14 protein-coding genes, 6 tRNA genes and 3 rRNA genes are annotated in these 18826 nt (G+C 51.1%); 22 read left to right on the forward strand and 1 reads right to left on the reverse strand.

Annotated features, from left to right (window positions below; genetic code table 11):
- Positions 1-27 precede the first annotated feature (27 nt).
- From pepQ to birA, 11 genes are all read left to right on the forward strand, one after another.
- On the forward strand, positions 28-1359 hold the full coding sequence (gene pepQ / locus AAIE02_RS15170; RefSeq protein ID WP_166995906.1) for a Xaa-Pro dipeptidase: 1332 nt from the start codon (positions 28-30) through the stop codon (positions 1357-1359).
- Complete coding sequence (locus tag AAIE02_RS15175; RefSeq protein ID WP_498532840.1) at positions 1359-1973, forward strand: IMPACT family protein; 615 nt, start codon at positions 1359-1361, stop codon at positions 1971-1973. The genes pepQ and AAIE02_RS15175 overlap by 1 nt, the downstream gene beginning before the upstream one ends.
- 41 nt (positions 1974-2014) lie before the next feature.
- Entirely contained in the window at positions 2015-3466 is a 1452-nt protein-coding gene (gene trkH / locus AAIE02_RS15180) for a Trk system potassium transporter TrkH (protein WP_008455438.1), read from the forward strand.
- A gap of 11 nt (positions 3467-3477) precedes the next feature.
- Positions 3478-4011: a menaquinone-dependent protoporphyrinogen IX dehydrogenase gene (gene hemG / locus AAIE02_RS15185; protein WP_166879461.1), complete on the forward strand. Its 534-nt coding sequence runs from the start codon at positions 3478-3480 to the stop codon at positions 4009-4011.
- 364 nt (positions 4012-4375) lie between these two features.
- Positions 4376-5915, forward strand: a 16S ribosomal RNA gene (locus tag AAIE02_RS15190).
- 68 nt (positions 5916-5983) lie between these two features.
- A tRNA-Ile gene (locus AAIE02_RS15195) sits at positions 5984-6060 on the forward strand.
- A gap of 112 nt (positions 6061-6172) precedes the next feature.
- Positions 6173-6248 (forward strand) — tRNA-Ala (locus AAIE02_RS15200).
- A 206-nt stretch (positions 6249-6454) separates the two neighbouring features.
- Positions 6455-9361 (forward strand): 23S ribosomal RNA (locus AAIE02_RS15205).
- Positions 9362-9459: 98 nt separating this feature from the next.
- Positions 9460-9575 (forward strand): 5S ribosomal RNA (gene rrf / locus AAIE02_RS15210).
- Together the 16S, 23S and 5S rRNA genes with 2 tRNA genes alongside form the textbook arrangement of a ribosomal RNA operon.
- 313 nt (positions 9576-9888) lie before the next feature.
- Complete coding sequence (murB, locus tag AAIE02_RS15215; RefSeq protein ID WP_166996029.1) at positions 9889-10917, forward strand: UDP-N-acetylmuramate dehydrogenase; 1029 nt, start codon at positions 9889-9891, stop codon at positions 10915-10917.
- On the forward strand, positions 10914-11876 hold the full coding sequence (gene birA / locus AAIE02_RS15220) for a bifunctional biotin--[acetyl-CoA-carboxylase] ligase/biotin operon repressor BirA (RefSeq protein WP_336709911.1): 963 nt from the start codon (positions 10914-10916) through the stop codon (positions 11874-11876). The genes murB and birA overlap by 4 nt, the downstream gene beginning before the upstream one ends.
- A 27-nt stretch (positions 11877-11903) precedes the next feature.
- On the opposite strand, the gene coaA is transcribed toward birA, so the two are convergent.
- The gene (gene coaA / locus AAIE02_RS15225; RefSeq protein WP_034808670.1) at positions 11904-12857 is read right to left on the reverse strand and encodes a type I pantothenate kinase; all 954 of its coding nucleotides are present in this window, start codon (positions 12855-12857) and stop codon (positions 11904-11906) included.
- A gap of 453 nt (positions 12858-13310) precedes the next feature.
- On the opposite strand from coaA, the gene AAIE02_RS15230 reads away from it, so the two are divergent.
- The 11 genes from AAIE02_RS15230 (at position 13311) to rplL (ending at position 18742) form a co-directional block, all read left to right on the forward strand.
- Positions 13311-13386 (forward strand) — tRNA-Thr (locus AAIE02_RS15230).
- 12 nt (positions 13387-13398) lie between these two features.
- Positions 13399-13483: transfer RNA gene (locus AAIE02_RS15235), tRNA-Tyr, on the forward strand.
- A 117-nt stretch (positions 13484-13600) separates the two neighbouring features.
- Positions 13601-13675, forward strand: a tRNA-Gly gene (locus tag AAIE02_RS15240).
- 9 nt (positions 13676-13684) lie between these two features.
- Positions 13685-13760 (forward strand) — tRNA-Thr (locus AAIE02_RS15245).
- A gap of 112 nt (positions 13761-13872) precedes the next feature.
- Complete coding sequence (tuf, locus tag AAIE02_RS15250; RefSeq protein WP_038476797.1) at positions 13873-15057, forward strand: elongation factor Tu; 1185 nt, start codon at positions 13873-13875, stop codon at positions 15055-15057.
- A 234-nt stretch (positions 15058-15291) separates the two neighbouring features.
- On the forward strand, positions 15292-15675 hold the full coding sequence (gene secE / locus AAIE02_RS15255) for a preprotein translocase subunit SecE (protein WP_008460146.1): 384 nt from the start codon (positions 15292-15294) through the stop codon (positions 15673-15675).
- A 1-nt stretch (position 15676) separates the two neighbouring features.
- Positions 15677-16222, forward strand: coding sequence for a transcription termination/antitermination protein NusG (gene nusG, locus AAIE02_RS15260; protein WP_003862341.1), 546 nt, complete (start codon positions 15677-15679; stop codon positions 16220-16222).
- Positions 16223-16376: 154 nt separating this feature from the next.
- Entirely contained in the window at positions 16377-16805 is a 429-nt protein-coding gene (gene rplK / locus AAIE02_RS15265; protein ID WP_008460147.1) for a 50S ribosomal protein L11, read from the forward strand.
- A gap of 3 nt (positions 16806-16808) precedes the next feature.
- The gene (gene rplA, locus AAIE02_RS15270; protein ID WP_039289255.1) at positions 16809-17513 is read left to right on the forward strand and encodes a 50S ribosomal protein L1; all 705 of its coding nucleotides are present in this window, start codon (positions 16809-16811) and stop codon (positions 17511-17513) included.
- A gap of 299 nt (positions 17514-17812) precedes the next feature.
- The gene (rplJ, locus tag AAIE02_RS15275; RefSeq protein ID WP_002438625.1) at positions 17813-18310 is read left to right on the forward strand and encodes a 50S ribosomal protein L10; all 498 of its coding nucleotides are present in this window, start codon (positions 17813-17815) and stop codon (positions 18308-18310) included.
- Between the two features lie 66 nt (positions 18311-18376).
- On the forward strand, positions 18377-18742 hold the full coding sequence (rplL, locus tag AAIE02_RS15280) for a 50S ribosomal protein L7/L12 (protein ID WP_008460150.1): 366 nt from the start codon (positions 18377-18379) through the stop codon (positions 18740-18742).
- Positions 18743-18826: the final 84 nt, after the last annotated feature.

Here is an 18826-nt window from a genome sequence, read left to right on the forward strand (position 1 = left end):
ACAGAGACAAAAACAGAAGGATAAATTATGGAATCACTGGCCGCGCTGTATAAAGATCATGTGGCAACGCTACAGGAGCGTACCCGCAACGTTCTGGCGCGTTTTAACCTTGATGCATTACTTATTCACTCCGGGGAGCTGTTCAATGTCTTCCTCGATGATCATGCCTATCCGTTTAAAGTAAACCCGCAGTTCAAAGCCTGGGTGCCGGTGACCCAGGTACCTAACTGCTGGCTGCTGGTGGATGGCGTGAATAAGCCGAAGCTGTGGTTCTATCTGCCGGTGGATTACTGGCACAACGTGGAGCCGCTGCCGGAATCCTTCTGGACCGACGATATTGAAGTGATTGCGCTGCCAAAAGCCGACGGTATCGGCAGCCAGCTGCCTGCCGCACGCAGCAATATTGGCTACATTGGCCCGGTGCCAGAGCGTGCATTACAGCTGGATATCACGCCAGCCAACATCAACCCGAAAGGGGTTATCGACTATCTGCATTATTATCGCGCTTATAAAACGGACTACGAGCTGTCCTGCATGCGCGAAGCACAGAAAACGGCAGTCGTCGGCCATCGCGCTGCGCACGAAGCGTTCCTGTCCGGCATGAGCGAATTCGATATTAACATCGCTTACCTGACGGCGACCGGACACCGCGATACCGATGTGCCGTATGGCAATATCGTGGCGCTCAATGAGCATGCTTCGGTGCTGCACTACACTAAGCTGGATCATCGCGTACCTGCCGAAATTCGGAGCTTCCTGCTGGACGCTGGCGCTGAATATAACGGCTATGCCGCCGACCTGACGCGGACCTGGACGACCCAAAGCGACAGCGATTTCGCTCATCTGATTAAAGACGTGAACGAAGAGCAACTGGCGCTGATCGACACTATGAAGTCAGGTGTGCGCTATACCGATTACCACATCCAGTTCCATCAGCGTCTGGCTAAGCTGCTGCGTCGCCACAAGCTTGTCAACGACATCAGTGAAGAGGCGATGCTGGAAGCCGGGATCACTACCCCGTTCATGCCGCACGGCATCGGGCATCCGCTTGGGTTGCAGGTTCACGATGTAGCCGGGTTTATGCAGGACGATACCGGGACGCATCTGGCTGCACCTTCGCAGCATCCTTATCTGCGCTGTACCCGCGTGCTGGAACCTCGCATGGTGCTGACCATTGAGCCCGGTTTGTACTTTATCGAATCGCTGCTGGCACCGTGGCGTGAAGGGCAGTACAGCAAACACTTCGACTGGAAGCGTATTGAGGCGCTGAAGCCGTTTGGCGGCATCCGCATTGAAGATAACGTCGTTATCTATGAAAACAGCATCGAAAACATGACGCGTAACCTGAAGCTCGCGTAATGGAAAGTTGGCCAATCCCTGCCGAGCCCGTCACGGTCAGCGAGGAGATCAAGAAAAGCCGCTTTATTACCTTTGTCGCCCATACGGATGGGGTAATAGCGGCTAAAGCATTTGTTGAGAAAATCCGGGCTGAACACCCGGACGCTCGTCACCATTGCTGGGCGTGGGTTGCTGGCGCGCCGGATGACTCGCAGCAGCTAGGTTTCTCGGATGATGGTGAGCCTGCAGGCACCGCAGGGAAACCCATGCTTGCCCAACTGATGGGAAAAGGTATTGGTGAAATCACTGCGGTGGTGGTGCGCTACTACGGTGGGGTGAAGCTGGGTACTGGTGGCCTGGTGAAAGCCTATGGCGGCGGCGTACAGCTGGCGTTAAACCAGCTTTCTACAGTGCTCAAAGTGCCGTTAACCGAATATACTTTGCATTGCGACTATTCGCAGCTGGCGGGTGTGGAAGCGCTACTCAAGCAAAGCGATGGTCTTATTGTGGAAAGCGACTTCCGGGCCATCGTTGCTATGCGCGTAGCGTTGCCGCAAACCCAGGTGGCTGCCTTCAACGCCAGGCTGAGTGACTTTAGCCGCGGTGCGTTGCATTTATTGCCGTTTGAACAATAATCCCACCTCGTTATTTATAGATATTTAAGGAAGCGGCTGAAATGCATTTTCGCGCCATTACCCGAATCGTTGGCCTGTTGGTTATCCTCTTTTCCGGAACCATGATACTCCCCGGCTTAGTGGCTCTAATCTATCGAGACGGTGCCGGCCGCGCCTTTACCCAAACCTTTTTTGTTGCGCTGGCGATAGGTTCTTTACTGTGGTGGCCAAATCGCCGTGAGAAAAGGGATCTCAAACCGAAGGAAGGCTTCCTGATCGTTGTGCTGTTCTGGACTGTGCTGGGCAGCGTGGGTGCGCTGCCGTTTGTCTTTGCCGAGCGGCCGAATCTGACTGTAACAGACGCCTTTTTTGAATCCTTTTCTGGCCTGACAACGACCGGCGCGACAACGCTGGTGGGGCTGGACTCTTTACCTCATGCGATTCTTTTCTATCGGCAAATGCTGCAATGGTTCGGCGGGATGGGGATCATCGTCCTGGCGGTGGCCATCTTGCCTATTCTTGGCGTCGGTGGGTTGCAACTGTATCGGGCAGAAATGCCGGGGCCGCTTAAAGATAATAAAATGCGCCCGCGTATCGCCGAAACGGCAAAGACGCTGTGGCTCATTTATGTCCTGCTGACGATTGCTTGCGCGCTGGCGCTTTGGTTCGCGGGGATGCCGGCGTTTGATGCTATCGGACATAGCTTCTCTACTATTGCGATTGGTGGCTTCTCGACACATGATGCGAGCGTGGGCTACTTCAATAGCCCAACCATCAATACCATTATTGCTATCTTCCTGCTGATCTCTGGCTGTAACTACAGTCTGCACTTCTCCCTGCTGAGCGGGCGTAGCCTCAAAGTGTACTGGCGCGATCCGGAATTTCGGATGTTTATCGGTGTACAGCTCTCGCTGGTTCTGGTCTGTACTCTGGTGCTTTGGTTCCATAATACCTACCAGTCAGCCTGGCAGACTTTGAACCAGGCTTTCTTCCAGGTCGTGTCGATGGCGACCACCGCGGGCTTTACCACGGACAGCATCGCTCGCTGGCCGCTATTCTTGCCGGTTTTGCTGCTCTGCTCTGCCTTCATCGGCGGCTGCGCCGGATCTACCGGCGGTGGCCTGAAAGTGATTCGTATCCTGCTGCTGTTTAAACAAGGTAACCGCGAGCTGAAACGCCTGGTACACCCGAATGCCGTTTACAGCATCAAGCTTGGGAACCGGGCCTTGCCGGAACGAATTCTTGAAGCCGTATGGGGATTCTTCTCTGCTTATGCGCTGGTGTTTATCGTCAGTATGCTGGCTATCATCGCGACCGGCGTCGATGACTTCTCTGCTTTTGCCTCTGTTGCTGCAACGCTTAATAACCTAGGCCCGGGCCTTGGCGTCGTTGCCGACAACTTTGCCAGCATGAATCCCGTGGCCAAATGGATCCTGATCGTGAATATGCTGTTTGGCCGCCTTGAAGTATTTACCCTGCTAGTACTGTTCACGCCTACTTTCTGGCGCGAGTAACCGGAGCCTGTGTGAAAACCTTAATTCTGTTTTCGACCCGAGATGGTCAAACTCGTGAGATTGCTTCTTATATCTCTTCTGAACTGAAAGAGCTGGGCGTGGAGAGCGATGTGGTCAATCTCCATCGCTGCGAGGAACTTGCCTGGGCTAATTACGACCGGGTGATCATTGGTGCTTCTATTCGCTACGGACATTTCCATGCCTCTGTTGAGGCGTTCGTGAAAAAGTATCAGCTGCAGCTGAAGGAGCGCGCGAGTGCATTTTTCGCGGTCAATCTTGTTGCCCGTAAACCAGAGAAGCGTTCGCCGCAGACGAACCCTTATACCCGCAAGTTTTTGCTTAACTCGGTTTGGCAGCCCGACCATTGTGCCGTGTTTGCCGGTGCATTGCGTTACCCGCGTTATGGCTGGCTGGACCGCTTCATGATCCGCTTAATTATGAAAATGACCGGCGGTGAAACGGATACAAGTAAAGAAGTGGTTTATACCGATTGGCCGCAGGTAGCCCGATTTGCCCGTGAAATTGCACAGTTAAGCACCAAATAGCGTTGTAAATAAGCGGGTTGGCGAAAAAGAATGCGGTCAGAAAGTTTTTTTAAATAAACGCTTGTCACCGCCGAAGAACTCCCTATAATGCGCCTCCACTGACACGGAACAACGGCTTGCAAAGCGGCGTGTCAGGCGGAGTGAAGCGAAAAATAAATGCTTGACTACGCAGCGGGAAAGCGTAATATGCACAGCCCGCGCTACTGAGAAAGTAGCACTGCTCTTTAACAATTTATCAGACAATCTGTGTGGGCACTCGCAGGATTGATATCTCAGCATCTTCGGATGCAAACAAATATCAAGTCTTGAAGAGTGACTACTGATTTTATAAACAGTTTTAATTCTTTGAGCATCAAACACTTTTAAATTGAAGAGTTTGATCATGGCTCAGATTGAACGCTGGCGGCAGGCCTAACACATGCAAGTCGAGCGGTAGCACGGGGAGCTTGCTCCTGGGTGACGAGCGGCGGACGGGTGAGTAATGTCTGGGGATCTGCCTGATGGAGGGGGATAACTACTGGAAACGGTAGCTAATACCGCATAACGTCGCAAGACCAAAGAGGGGGACCTTCGGGCCTCTTGCCATCAGATGAACCCAGATGGGATTAGCTAGTAGGTGGGGTAATGGCTCACCTAGGCGACGATCCCTAGCTGGTCTGAGAGGATGACCAGCCACACTGGAACTGAGACACGGTCCAGACTCCTACGGGAGGCAGCAGTGGGGAATATTGCACAATGGGCGCAAGCCTGATGCAGCCATGCCGCGTGTATGAAGAAGGCCTTCGGGTTGTAAAGTACTTTCAGCGAGGAGGAAGGCATTAAGGTTAATAACCTTGGTGATTGACGTTACTCGCAGAAGAAGCACCGGCTAACTCCGTGCCAGCAGCCGCGGTAATACGGAGGGTGCAAGCGTTAATCGGAATTACTGGGCGTAAAGCGCACGCAGGCGGTTTGTTAAGTCGGATGTGAAATCCCCGGGCTCAACCTGGGAACTGCATTCGAAACTGGCAAGCTTGAGTCTTGTAGAGGGGGGTAGAATTCCAGGTGTAGCGGTGAAATGCGTAGAGATCTGGAGGAATACCGGTGGCGAAGGCGGCCCCCTGGACAAAGACTGACGCTCAGGTGCGAAAGCGTGGGGAGCAAACAGGATTAGATACCCTGGTAGTCCACGCCGTAAACGATGTCGACTTGGAGGTTGTGCCCTTGAGGCGTGGCTTCCGGAGCTAACGCGTTAAGTCGACCGCCTGGGGAGTACGGCCGCAAGGTTAAAACTCAAATGAATTGACGGGGGCCCGCACAAGCGGTGGAGCATGTGGTTTAATTCGATGCAACGCGAAGAACCTTACCTACTCTTGACATCCAGAGAACTTTCCAGAGATGGATTGGTGCCTTCGGGAACTCTGAGACAGGTGCTGCATGGCTGTCGTCAGCTCGTGTTGTGAAATGTTGGGTTAAGTCCCGCAACGAGCGCAACCCTTATCCTTTGTTGCCAGCGGTTCGGCCGGGAACTCAAAGGAGACTGCCAGTGATAAACTGGAGGAAGGTGGGGATGACGTCAAGTCATCATGGCCCTTACGAGTAGGGCTACACACGTGCTACAATGGCGCATACAAAGAGAAGCGACCTCGCGAGAGCAAGCGGACCTCATAAAGTGCGTCGTAGTCCGGATTGGAGTCTGCAACTCGACTCCATGAAGTCGGAATCGCTAGTAATCGTAGATCAGAATGCTACGGTGAATACGTTCCCGGGCCTTGTACACACCGCCCGTCACACCATGGGAGTGGGTTGCAAAAGAAGTAGGTAGCTTAACCTTCGGGAGGGCGCTTACCACTTTGTGATTCATGACTGGGGTGAAGTCGTAACAAGGTAACCGTAGGGGAACCTGCGGTTGGATCACCTCCTTACCTAATAGATACAACCCGCGTAGTGCTCACACAGATTGTCTGATAGAAAACGAGCAGTAAAACCTTATAGGCTTGTAGCTCAGGTGGTTAGAGCGCACCCCTGATAAGGGTGAGGTCGGTGGTTCAAGTCCACTCAGGCCTACCAAATTTTCCCCTGTTCTGCGTTGCACCTCAGACTCGCATACCTCAGTATGCGTCGCTAAGTTGCGCCTTGACCAGATGAAAATCATGGTAATCAAAGGTTTTACGAAATCGATGGGGCTATAGCTCAGCTGGGAGAGCGCCTGCCTTGCACGCAGGAGGTCAGCGGTTCGATCCCGCTTAGCTCCACCATCATTTCATGCACCAAAACTTACTTCAGAGTGTACCGGTGACGGTGTACTGCGAAGTATTTGCTCTTTAACAATCCGGAACAAGCTGAAAATTGAAACGACATGTCGTCTCATTCTTCCGTAATAAAGAATGAGGTTAAGACATGTTCGAGTCTCTCAAATTTTCACAATATCGATTGTGTCTTACGAGACATCTTCGGGTTGTGAGGTTAAGCGACTAAGCGTACACGGTGGATGCCCTGGCAGTCAGAGGCGATGAAGGACGTGCTAATCTGCGATAAGCGTCGGTAAGGTGATATGAACCGTTATAGCCGGCGATTTCCGAATGGGGAAACCCAGTGTGATTCGTCACACTATCATTACGTGAATACATAGCGTAATGAAGCGAACCGGGGGAACTGAAACATCTAAGTACCCCGAGGAAAAGAAATCAACCGAGATTCCCCCAGTAGCGGCGAGCGAACGGGGAGCAGCCCAGAACCTGAATCAGTTTGTGTGTTAGTGGAAGCGTCTGGAAAGTCGCAGGGTACAGGGTGATACTCCCGTACACTAAAATGCACATACTGTGAGTTCGAAGAGTAGGGCGGGACACGTGGTATCCTGTCTGAATATGGGGGGACCATCCTCCAAGGCTAAATACTCCTGACTGACCGATAGTGAACCAGTACCGTGAGGGAAAGGCGAAAAGAACCCCGGCGAGGGGAGTGAAAAAGAACCTGAAACCGTGTACGTACAAGCAGTGGGAGCCTCATTTATGGGGTGACTGCGTACCTTTTGTATAATGGGTCAGCGACTTATATTCTGTAGCAAGGTTAACCGTATAGGGGAGCCGCAGGGAAACCGAGTCTTAACTGGGCGTTAAGTTGCAGGGTATAGACCCGAAACCCGGTGATCTAGCCATGGGCAGGTTGAAGGTTGGGTAACACTAACTGGAGGACCGAACCGACTAATGTTGAAAAATTAGCGGATGACTTGTGGCTGGGGGTGAAAGGCCAATCAAACCGGGAGATAGCTGGTTCTCCCCGAAAGCTATTTAGGTAGCGCCTCGTGAACTCATCTTCGGGGGTAGAGCACTGTTTCGGCTAGGGGGCCATCCCGGCTTACCAACCCGATGCAAACTACGAATACCGAAGAATGTTATCACGGGAGACACACGGCGGGTGCTAACGTCCGTCGTGAAGAGGGAAACAACCCAGACCGCCAGCTAAGGTCCCAAAGTCATGGTTAAGTGGGAAACGATGTGGGAAGGCACAGACAGCCAGGATGTTGGCTTAGAAGCAGCCATCATTTAAAGAAAGCGTAATAGCTCACTGGTCGAGTCGGCCTGCGCGGAAGATGTAACGGGGCTAAACCATGCACCGAAGCTGCGGCAGCGACACTATGTGTTGTTGGGTAGGGGAGCGTTCTGTAAGCCGTCGAAGGTGAACTGTGAGGTTTGCTGGAGGTATCAGAAGTGCGAATGCTGACATAAGTAACGATAAAGCGGGTGAAAAGCCCGCTCGCCGGAAGACCAAGGGTTCCTGTCCAACGTTAATCGGGGCAGGGTGAGTCGACCCCTAAGGCGAGGCCGAAAGGCGTAGTCGATGGGAAACAGGTTAATATTCCTGTACTCGGTGTTACTGCGAAGGGGGGACGGAGAAGGCTATGTTAGCCGGGCGACGGTTGTCCCGGTTTAAGCATGTAGGCGGAGCGTTTAGGTAAATCCGGACGCTTATTAACGCTGAGGTGTGATGACGAGGCACTACGGTGCTGAAGTAACAAATGCCCTGCTTCCAGGAAAAGCCTCTAAGCATCAGGTAACATTGAATCGTACCCCAAACCGACACAGGTGGTCAGGTAGAGAATACCAAGGCGCTTGAGAGAACTCGGGTGAAGGAACTAGGCAAAATGGTGCCGTAACTTCGGGAGAAGGCACGCTGTCGGTAAGTGAAACCCCTCGCGGGTGGAGCTGAAGGCAGTCGAAGATACCAGCTGGCTGCAACTGTTTATTAAAAACACAGCACTGTGCAAACACGAAAGTGGACGTATACGGTGTGACGCCTGCCCGGTGCCGGAAGGTTAATTGATGGGGTTATCCGCAAGGAGAAGCTCTTGATCGAAGCCCCGGTAAACGGCGGCCGTAACTATAACGGTCCTAAGGTAGCGAAATTCCTTGTCGGGTAAGTTCCGACCTGCACGAATGGCGTAATGATGGCCAGGCTGTCTCCACCCGAGACTCAGTGAAATTGAAATCGCTGTGAAGATGCAGTGTACCCGCGGCAAGACGGAAAGACCCCGTGAACCTTTACTATAGCTTGACACTGAACATTGAGCCTTGATGTGTAGGATAGGTGGGAGGCTTTGAAGCGTGGACGCCAGTCTGCGTGGAGCCAACCTTGAAATACCACCCTTTAATGTTTGATGTTCTAACGTAGACCCGTGATCCGGGTTGCGGACAGTGTCTGGTGGGTAGTTTGACTGGGGCGGTCTCCTCCTAAAGCGTAACGGAGGAGCACGAAGGTTAGCTAATCACGGTCGGACATCGTGAGGTTAGTGCAAAGGCATAAGCTAGCTTGACTGCGAGAGTGACGGCTCGAGCAGGTGCGAAAGCAGGTCTTAGTGATCCGGTGGTTCTGAATGGAAGGGCCATCGCTCAACGGATAAAAGGTACTCCGGGGATAACAGGCTGATACCGCCCAAGAGTTCATATCGACGGCGGTGTTTGGCACCTCGATGTCGGCTCATCACATCCTGGGGCTGAAGTAGGTCCCAAGGGTATGGCTGTTCGCCATTTAAAGTGGTACGCGAGCTGGGTTTAGAACGTCGTGAGACAGTTCGGTCCCTATCTGCCGTGGGCGCTGGAGAATTGAGGGGGGCTGCTCCTAGTACGAGAGGACCGGAGTGGACGCATCACTGGTGTTCGGGTTGTCATGCCAATGGCATTGCCCGGTAGCTAAATGCGGAAAAGATAAGCGCTGAAAGCATCTAAGCGCGAAACTTGCCCCGAGATGAGTTCTCCCTGACCCTTTAAGGGTCCTGAAGGAACGTTGAAGACGACGACGTTGATAGGCTGGGTGTGTAAGCGTAGCGATACGTTGAGCTAACCAGTACTAATGATCCGTGAGGCTTAACCTTACAACACCGAAGGTGTTTTGAGAGACGAAAGATTTTCAGCTTAGTTCAGGATTAGATTGATGGTTATATGGAAATATAACGGTCAATAACAGAATTTGCCTGGCGGCCGTAGCGCGGTGGTCCCACCTGACCCCATGCCGAACTCAGAAGTGAAACGCCGTAGCGCCGATGGTAGTGTGGGGTCTCCCCATGCGAGAGTAGGGAACTGCCAGGCATCAAATAAAACAGAAAACCTCAGCCTGATGGCTGGGGTTTTTTGTTTATATGGTATCAGGCCATTCCCTGCACGAGCATGGACATGCGACAAACGTGTCGGGAACACGTTTGAACGCCGCGTGCGGCGGCCCCGGAGGGGCGAGTATCAGGATGATACGCGTATTGTAGGGAACAGGCAGGCATCAAATAAAAGCGAAAGGCTTAGTCGAAAGACTGGGCCTTTTTGCTGTGCGCGTTCTACTGAGACAGACAAGCCATTCTCAACAGGATCGGGTAAACTATTCTGGTTTATATTCCGGAAAATGGCTGACATGAACTCCTCTCTTAAACCCTTCAATACTTTCGGTATTCAGGCAACTGCGGCACATATTGTTATCGCTGAATCTGTACAACAGCTTACTGAAGCGTGGGCAGAATCGACGCAGGCTCATCAGCCGGTACTTATCCTTGGGGAAGGGAGTAATGTTCTTTTCCTCGAAAACTTCGAAGGCACGGTCATTATCAATCGTATTAAAGGGATTGAAATTGCTGAGACGGATGATGCCTGGTTGCTCCATGTCGGTGCTGGTGAAAACTGGCATCACCTCGTGGAATATACTCTCCAACAAGGCATGCCAGGTCTGGAAAACCTTGCTCTGATACCGGGCTGTGCTGGCTCATCGCCCATTCAAAACATTGGTGCATATGGTGTTGAAATTAAACAGGTATGTAACTATGTCGATTGCGTTGAGCTAAGTAATGGCCAGGCATTGCGTTTAACAAACGCAGAATGCCGCTTTGGCTACCGGGACAGCATCTTTAAACATGACTACCAGGACCGCTTTGCAATTGTAGCCGTTGGCTATCGCTTGCCTAAAGCCTGGAGGCCGGTTCTCAGCTACGGCGACCTGAGTAAACTGGATCCGTCGACCGTTACGCCCCAGCAGGTTTTTGAAAGCGTCTGCAATATGAGGAGCTCGAAGCTGCCCGATCCAAAAGTGAATGGTAATGCCGGCAGTTTCTTCAAAAACCCCGTTATTAGCGCGGAACAGGCAGAAAAATTGATTTCTTGTGGCGCGAACGTCCCCCATTACCCTCAGCCAGACGGCAGCGTTAAACTTGCAGCAGGTTGGCTGATCGATCAATGTCAGTTGAAGGGATACCGCATTGGTGGAGCCGCGATTCATCGGCAACAGGCTTTGGTCATCATTAACGAAGAAAATGCCAGCAGCGCAGATATTGTTGCCCTTGCACACTACGTACGCCAACAGGTTGGTGAAAAGTTTGATGTCTGGCTTGAACCAGAAGTTCGCTTTATGGCGAGCAAAGGGGAAGTCAGTGCCGTGGAGACTGTCGCGTGAAAGACAATCGGGTTCCGTTAACGTTAATTAGTATTCTGGCAGACGGTGAGTTTCATTCAGGTGAGCAACTGGGTGAGCAGTTAGGGATGAGTCGTGCGGCTATTAATAAGCATGTACAGACTCTGCGAGACTGGGGGATTGATGTATTCACCGTGCCAGGGAAAGGATATAGTTTGCCGGAGCCTATCCAGTTACTGGATGAAGGTTTTATTACGTCACAAATAGCTGACGGGAGCGTGGCTGTCCTTCCGGTGATTGATTCCACCAACCAATACCTGCTTGATCGCCTCAATTCCCTTCAATCTGGTGATTCCTGCATAGCCGAATATCAGCAGGCCGGGCGTGGAAGACGAGGCCGTCAGTGGTTCTCGCCCTTTGGAGCAAATCTCTATTTGTCCATGTACTGGCGTCTGGAACAGGGGCCAGCTGCGGCAATTGGACTCAGTCTGGTTATTGGCATTGTGATGGCGGAAGTATTACAACGCCTTGGCGCTGAAGACGTCAGGGTAAAATGGCCAAACGACCTCTATCTGAACGACCGCAAGCTCGCCGGTATTTTGGTTGAACTCACCGGGAAAACGGGAGATGCCGCGCAAATCGTTATCGGTGCTGGGATTAATCTTGCGATGCGTAATGTTGCTACAGATGTGATTAATCAGGGATGGATCAACCTCCAGGAAGCTGGCATCCGTATTGACAGGAATACGCTAGCGGTCACTCTAATCCAGGAGTTACGTACGGCACTACAGCTGTTTGAGCAGGAAAGTTTATTACCGTTCCTGCCTCGTTGGGAAAAACTGGATAACTTCATCAATCGACCGGTAAAACTCATTATTGGGGAACGAGAGGTCCATGGAATATCTCGAGGCATTAATGAGCAGGGTGGATTATTGTTGGAGCAGGACGGAGTAATAAAAGCTTGGGTTGGCGGTGAGATTTCTCTGCGCGGCGCAAATTAAAGAGAGGGGGAATTCCCCCTCATCTTATTATTTTCTCAGTTTGACACAATCAACAGCATGATTAGCACTTTTTGTCATAATCAAGCTTGCGCGATCGCGAGTTGGTAATATGTTTTGTTTTAAATTCAATAAATTAATTTCATTCCATAGCTGCGTTGCAATATTTATGGCTTCATCTTTAGAGAGCTTTGCATAGCTGTGGAAATAAGAGTTTGGATCGGTGAATGCACCTTCACGGAATTTTAAGAACCGATTTATATACCAATTCTGTAATAGCTCTTCCGGCGCATCTACATATATAGAAAAATCTACGAAGTCAGAAACAAATACATGATGTGGATCGTGGGGATAATCCATTCCGCTTTGCAGAACGTTTAACCCTTCCAGAATCAAGATATCCGGCTGGGCAACGGTCTTATCGCCGTCGGGGATCACGTCGTACACCAAATGTGAGTACACCGGCGCCGTCACGTTGGTTGCACCCGATTTGATGTCGGAGACAAATTTCACCAGACGATGCATATCATAGGATTGCGGGAAGCCTTTCTTCTTCATCAAATTGCGCTCTTTAAGCACTTTATTTGGATGAAGGAAGCCGTCGGTGGTGATCAGTTCAACTTGACGGTGCTCAGGCCAACGGCTGAGTAGCGCCTGCAGCACACGCGCTGTCGTGCTCTTTCCGACAGCCACACTTCCCGCAATACTGATGATGTAGGGAATACGTTGGCCATTGGTGCCAAGGAACTGCTCGAGTACCGCCTGGCGCCGCAGGTTTGAACTGATATAGAAATTGAGCAGACGAGACAGCGGCAGGTAAATCTCCGCCACCTCTTCCAGGGAAAGGTCTTCGTTAATGCCTTTTAACCGGGCGATTTCCCCTTCGGTTAACGTCATGGGAACAGAGTCGCGCAATGCTGCCCATTGGCTCCGGTCAAATTGTAGATAAGGGGTTGTTGCCAACATTTGCTCTTTATTACTCATAAGCATGCTTCTGCCTGTAATTCAGGACAAAATTTACGCGCTACATTCTCGAACGCAAGTAATCAGACGTTGTGTATAAAAAGTATGCCGCGTATTTAACTTTTCAACAGTGGGCAGGAGGGTAACACCTGAATGAAGAGAACGATAAGAAAAAATCAACAACAGTGATGTATTACGGCGGGTACATCACGTTGCGCTTACAGTGAAAGAAGGGGCTGCGAGCCATTTTAGAGGGGCAGTCTTATTTCTGATGATTATTATTTGTCATTCAGGCATCGTCAGGCGCCTACTCCCAGGAAAAACGGATGCCGGGAACGATGAAAATTTGCTCTCAATTGGTGCTTTAGCCACCATATTCTCGAGATCTAGCGCAAAATGTGAGCGGTAGTGCATTTTATGCGATTTTTTTGTTGCATGAGCGGCGCTCTCTTCCTAGAATGCGCGCTACTTGATGCCGGCTTAGCTCAGTAGGTAGAGCAACTGACTTGTAATCAGTAGGTCACCAGTTCGATTCCGGTAGCCGGCACCATCAAGTACCCCAGGTGGGGTTCCCGAGCGGCCAAAGGGAGCAGACTGTAAATCTGCCGTCATCGACTTCGAAGGTTCGAATCCTTCCCCCACCACCATATTCGGCAACGCATTGCGAAGCCCGGTGCGATAAACGAACAGTTTGTCGACCCGAATACTGAGAGGCCTTCTCTCATATTCACTACAGAAAGATTCAGGTAGCCGAGTTCCAGGATGCGGGCATCGTATAATGGCTATTACCTCAGCCTTCCAAGCTGATGATGTGGGTTCGATTCCCACTGCCCGCTCCAACAAGATGTGCTGATATAGCTCAGTTGGTAGAGCGCACCCTTGGTAAGGGTGAGGTCGGCAGTTCGAATCTGCCTATCAGCACCACTTCTTTATCTCCTCCCTGTTTCTCTTCTGTTAATGCATTCAGCTAATTCAGGCATATGCCTGGTTGATGTGGTGATATCACCGATTTATCCGTGTCTTAGAGGGACAATCGATGTCTAAAGAAAAGTTTGAACGTACAAAACCGCACGTTAACGTCGGTACTATCGGCCACGTTGACCATGGTAAAACAACGCTGACCGCTGCAATCACTACCGTTCTGGCTAAAACCTACGGTGGTTCTGCTCGTGCATTCGACCAGATCGATAACGCACCAGAAGAAAAAGCTCGTGGTATCACCATCAACACCTCCCACGTTGAGTACGATACCCCGACTCGTCACTACGCGCACGTTGACTGCCCAGGGCACGCCGACTACGTGAAAAACATGATCACCGGTGCTGCTCAGATGGACGGCGCTATCCTGGTTGTTGCTGCGACTGACGGCCCTATGCCTCAGACCCGTGAGCACATCCTGCTGGGTCGTCAGGTTGGCGTTCCTTACATCATCGTGTTCCTGAACAAATGCGACATGGTTGATGACGAAGAGCTGCTGGAGCTGGTTGAAATGGAAGTGCGTGAACTTCTGTCTCAGTACGACTTCCCAGGCGATGACACCCCAATCATCCGTGGTTCTGCTCTGAAAGCGCTGGAAGGCGAAGCTGAGTGGGAAGCTAAAATCGTTGAACTGGCTGGCTTCCTGGATTCTTACATCCCAGAACCAGTACGTGCAATCGACCTGCCGTTCCTGCTGCCAATCGAAGACGTATTCTCCATCTCCGGTCGTGGTACCGTTGTTACCGGTCGTGTAGAACGCGGTATCGTTAAAGTAGGTGAAGAAGTTGAAATCGTTGGTATCAAAGATACTGCGAAATCTACCTGTACCGGCGTTGAAATGTTCCGCAAACTGCTGGACGAAGGCCGTGCTGGTGAGAACGTAGGTGTTCTGCTGCGTGGTATCAAACGTGAAGAAATCGAACGTGGTCAGGTACTGGCTAAGCCAGGCTCAATCAAGCCGCACACCAAGTTCGAATCTGAAGTGTACATCCTGTCCAAAGACGAAGGCGGTCGTCATACTCCGTTCTTCAAAGGCTACCGTCCACAGTTCTACTTCCGTACTACTGACGTGACCGGTACCATCGAACTGCCAGAAGGCGTAGAGATGGTAATGCCAGGCGACAACATCAAAATGGTTGTTACCCTGATCCACCCAATCGCGATGGATGACGGTCTGCGTTTCGCAATCCGTGAAGGTGGTCGTACCGTTGGTGCAGGCGTTGTAGCTAAAGTTATCGCTTAATCGCTGATAACATTTGACGCAATGCACAAGAAGAGGGCATCATTTGATGCCCTTTTTGTACGCTTTCGAACCAGAACCTGGCTCATCAGTGATTTTTTACCGATAATCATTGCTGAGACAGGCTCTGAAGATGGCGTTTATGCCGGGTAGTGTCTGAAAAGAGCCATTCGGTTTGGTTTGCCTCGCAGTGGCGGGGCAAAAGTGTTTGTCTGATTTATTGTGACAGGTTGGTTTATGAGTGCGAATACCGAAGCTCAAGGGAGCGGGCGTGGCCTCGAAGCGATGAAGTGGCTGGCAGTAGTCGTTTTGCTGCTCGTGGCAATCGTGGGCAACTACATTTATCGTGATATCACTCTGCCGCTTCGAGCACTGGCTGTGGTCATTTTGATTGCAGCCGCAGGTGGTGTTGCGCTGCTGACGGTAAAAGGCAAAGCAACCGTAGCGTTTGCTCGTGAAGCAAGAACGGAAGTACGTAAGGTTATTTGGCCTACTCGCCAGGAAACTCTGCACACCACTTTAATCGTGGCAGCGGTTACCGCTGTGATGTCACTGATTCTGTGGGGGCTGGATGGTATTCTGGTCCGCCTGGTATCTTTTATTACTGGCCTGAGGTTCTGAGATGTCTGAAGCCCCTAAAAAGCGTTGGTACGTCGTTCAGGCGTTTTCTGGTTTTGAAGGTCGTGTAGCCACGTCGCTGCGCGAACATATCAAACTCCATAATATGGAAGAGCTGTTTGGCGAAGTGATGGTTCCAACCGAAGAGGTTGTTGAAATCCGCGGTGGCCAACGCCGTAAGAGCGAACGTAAATTCTTCCCAGGTTACGTTCTGGTCCAGATGGTGATGAACGACGCGAGCTGGCACCTGGTGCGTAGCGTTCCGCGCGTGATGGGTTTCATCGGCGGGACTTCCGATCGTCCAGCCCCAATCAGCGATAAAGAAGTTGATGCGATCATGAACCGCCTGCAGCAGGTGGGTGACAAGCCGCGTCCGAAAACGCTGTTTGAACCAGGTGAAATGGTTCGTGTTAATGACGGTCCGTTTGCGGACTTCAACGGTGTTGTGGAAGAAGTGGATTACGAGAAGAGCCGCCTGAAGGTTTCCGTTTCCATCTTTGGTCGTGCGACGCCGGTTGAGCTGGATTTTGCTCAGGTGGAAAAAGCCTGATAATTTGATCGTTTAAGCAGCGATTATTCATTGCACAGGGCGCGAAATTGGCATACAATTTCGCGCCTTTTGTTTTTATGTGTCCAGTACACGTAAGACGTTTATTCACGGGGAGCCTTCTTGAGGCGCTATTACCCAATCAGAGGATTTTAGAATGGCTAAGAAAGTACAAGCCTACGTCAAGCTGCAGGTTGCAGCTGGTATGGCGAACCCAAGTCCACCAGTTGGTCCAGCTCTGGGTCAGCAGGGTGTGAACATCATGGAATTCTGTAAAGCGTTCAACGCAAAAACTGAATCCCTGGAAAAAGGTCTGCCAATTCCGGTTGTTATTACCGTTTACGCTGACCGTTCTTTCACTTTCGTTACCAAAACCCCTCCAGCAGCAGTTCTGCTGAAGAAAGCGGCTGGTATCAAGTCTGGTTCCGGTAAGCCGAACAAAGACAAAGTGGGTAAAGTTTCCCGCGCTCAGCTGCAGGAAATCGCGCAGACCAAAGCTGCCGACATGACTGGTTCCGACATTGAAGCGATGACTCGCTCCATTGAAGGTACTGCACGTTCCATGGGCCTGGTAGTGGAGGACTAAGAAATGGCTAAACTGACCAAGCGCATGTCCGTGATCCGTGACAAAGTTGATGCTACCAAACAGTACGACATCAACGAAGCTATCGCTCTGCTGAAAGAACTGGCTACCGCTAAGTTCGTTGAAAGCGTTGACGTTGCTGTTAACCTGGGCATCGATGCTCGTAAATCTGACCAGAACGTTCGTGGTGCAACTGTACTGCCACACGGTACTGGCCGTTCCGTTCGCGTAGCCGTATTTGCTCAGGGCCCTAACGCTGAAGCAGCTAAAGCTGCTGGCGCAGAGCTGGTAGGTATGGAAGATCTGGCTGACCAGATCAAGAAAGGCGAAATGAACTTCGACGTTGTTATCGCATCTCCAGATGCAATGCGCGTTGTTGGCCAGCTGGGTCAGGTTCTGGGTCCACGCGGCCTGATGCCAAACCCGAAAGTTGGTACCGTAACTCCTAACGTTGCTGAAGCAGTTAAAAATGCTAAAGCAGGTCAGGTTCGTTACCGTAACGACAAAAACGGCATCATCCACACCACCATCGGTAAAGTGGACTTTGACGCTGACAAACTGAAAGAAAACCTGGAATCTCTGCTGGTTGCGCTGAAAAAAGCAAAACCATCTCAGGCAAAAGGCGTGTACATCAAGAAAGTTAGCATCTCCACCACCATGGGTGCAGGTGTTGCGGTTGACCAGGCTGGTCTGAACGCAGCGGCGAACTAATAATCGCCTTTACGCGGGCGAAAGATTAGTCTATTATCTTACGCCCGTTGTTCTGTTTAGGCAGAACACAAAGAATTTTCGGTTGGAGCCTGGCCTTATCCAGGCCTCCGTCCAAGACCGCAGGTGTTTCGCAAGAGACTTAATTGCCTGCGTAGACGGTGACAGAACCTGAAGAATATTTTTAGATAGTCTTTAGCTTGTTTCTGCTCACCGTATGTAGACGCACTTTTCCATTTTGGTTAAGTGCGAAGTGAGTTTCGGGACGTTTCGTCCCGGCTAAAACCCAGGAGCAAAAGCTAATGGCTTTAAATCTTCAAGACAAACAAGCGATTGTTGCTGAAGTCAGCGAAGTAGCCAAAGGCGCGCTGTCTGCAGTAGTTGCGGATTCCCGTGGCGTTACTGTAGACAAAATGACCGAACTGCGTAAAGCAGGTCGCGAAGCCGGCGTTTACATGCGTGTTGTTCGCAACACCCTGCTGCGCCGTGTTGTTGAAGGTACTCAGTTTGAGTGCCTGAAAGACGCGTTCGTTGGTCCGACCCTGATTGCATATTCTATGGAACACCCGGGCGCTGCTGCTCGTCTGTTCAAAGAGTTCGCTAAAGCGAATGCAAAATTTGAGGTCAAAGCCGCTGCCTTTGAAGGTGAGCTGATCCCGGCGTCGCAAATCGACCGCCTGGCAACTCTGCCGACCTACGAAGAAGCAATTGCACGCCTGATGGCAACCATGAAAGAAGCTTCGGCTGGCAAACTGGTTCGTACTCTGGCTGCTGTACGCGATGCGAAAGAAGCTGCTTAATCGCAGTTTTCTTTATCAAGTATTCGCTTACGTATAAACTTATTCTGATATTCAGGAACAATTTAAATGTCTATCACTAAAGATCAAATCATTGAAGCAGTATCCGCTATGTCCGTAATGGACGTTGTAGAACTGATCTCTGCAATGGAAGAAAAATTCGGTGTTTCTGCTGCTGCTGCTGTAGCTGTTGCTGCTGGCCCAGCTGAAGCTGCTGAAGAAAAAACTGAGTTCGACGTTATTCTGAAATCTGCTGGCGCTAACAAAGTTGCCGTAATCAAAGCAGTTCGTGGCGCAACTGGCCTGGGTCTGAAAGAAGCTAAAGACCTGGCAGAAACCCCGAATGCCGTTCTGAAAGAAGGCATCAGCAAAGACGACGCAGAAGCTCTGAAAAAATCTCTGGAAGAAGCTGGCGCAGAAGTTGAAGTTAAATAAGCCAACCTTTCCGGTTGCAGCCTAAGTCATTAGGCTGATGGCTGGTGACTTTTTAGTCACCAGCCTTTTTGCGCTGTAGGGTGC

The sequence above is a fragment of the Cedecea sp. Ae19-4 genome (assembly GCF_059801165.1).

Coding starts and splice junctions, on each gene's coding strand:
- pepQ (WP_166995906.1), top strand. CDS start 28: ATGGAATCACTGGCCGCGCTGTATAAAGATCATGTGGCAACGCTACAG.
- AAIE02_RS15175 (WP_498532840.1), top strand. CDS start 1,359: ATGGAAAGTTGGCCAATCCCTGCCGAGCCCGTCACGGTCAGCGAGGAG.
- trkH (WP_008455438.1), top strand. CDS start 2,015: ATGCATTTTCGCGCCATTACCCGAATCGTTGGCCTGTTGGTTATCCTC.
- murB (WP_166996029.1), top strand. CDS start 9,889: ATGAACTCCTCTCTTAAACCCTTCAATACTTTCGGTATTCAGGCAACT.
- coaA (WP_034808670.1), bottom strand. CDS start 12,857: ATGAGTAATAAAGAGCAAATGTTGGCAACAACCCCTTATCTACAATTT.
- tuf (WP_038476797.1), top strand. CDS start 13,873: ATGTCTAAAGAAAAGTTTGAACGTACAAAACCGCACGTTAACGTCGGT.
- secE (WP_008460146.1), top strand. CDS start 15,292: ATGAGTGCGAATACCGAAGCTCAAGGGAGCGGGCGTGGCCTCGAAGCG.
- nusG (WP_003862341.1), top strand. CDS start 15,677: ATGTCTGAAGCCCCTAAAAAGCGTTGGTACGTCGTTCAGGCGTTTTCT.
- rplK (WP_008460147.1), top strand. CDS start 16,377: ATGGCTAAGAAAGTACAAGCCTACGTCAAGCTGCAGGTTGCAGCTGGT.
- rplA (WP_039289255.1), top strand. CDS start 16,809: ATGGCTAAACTGACCAAGCGCATGTCCGTGATCCGTGACAAAGTTGAT.
- rplJ (WP_002438625.1), top strand. CDS start 17,813: ATGGCTTTAAATCTTCAAGACAAACAAGCGATTGTTGCTGAAGTCAGC.
- rplL (WP_008460150.1), top strand. CDS start 18,377: ATGTCTATCACTAAAGATCAAATCATTGAAGCAGTATCCGCTATGTCC.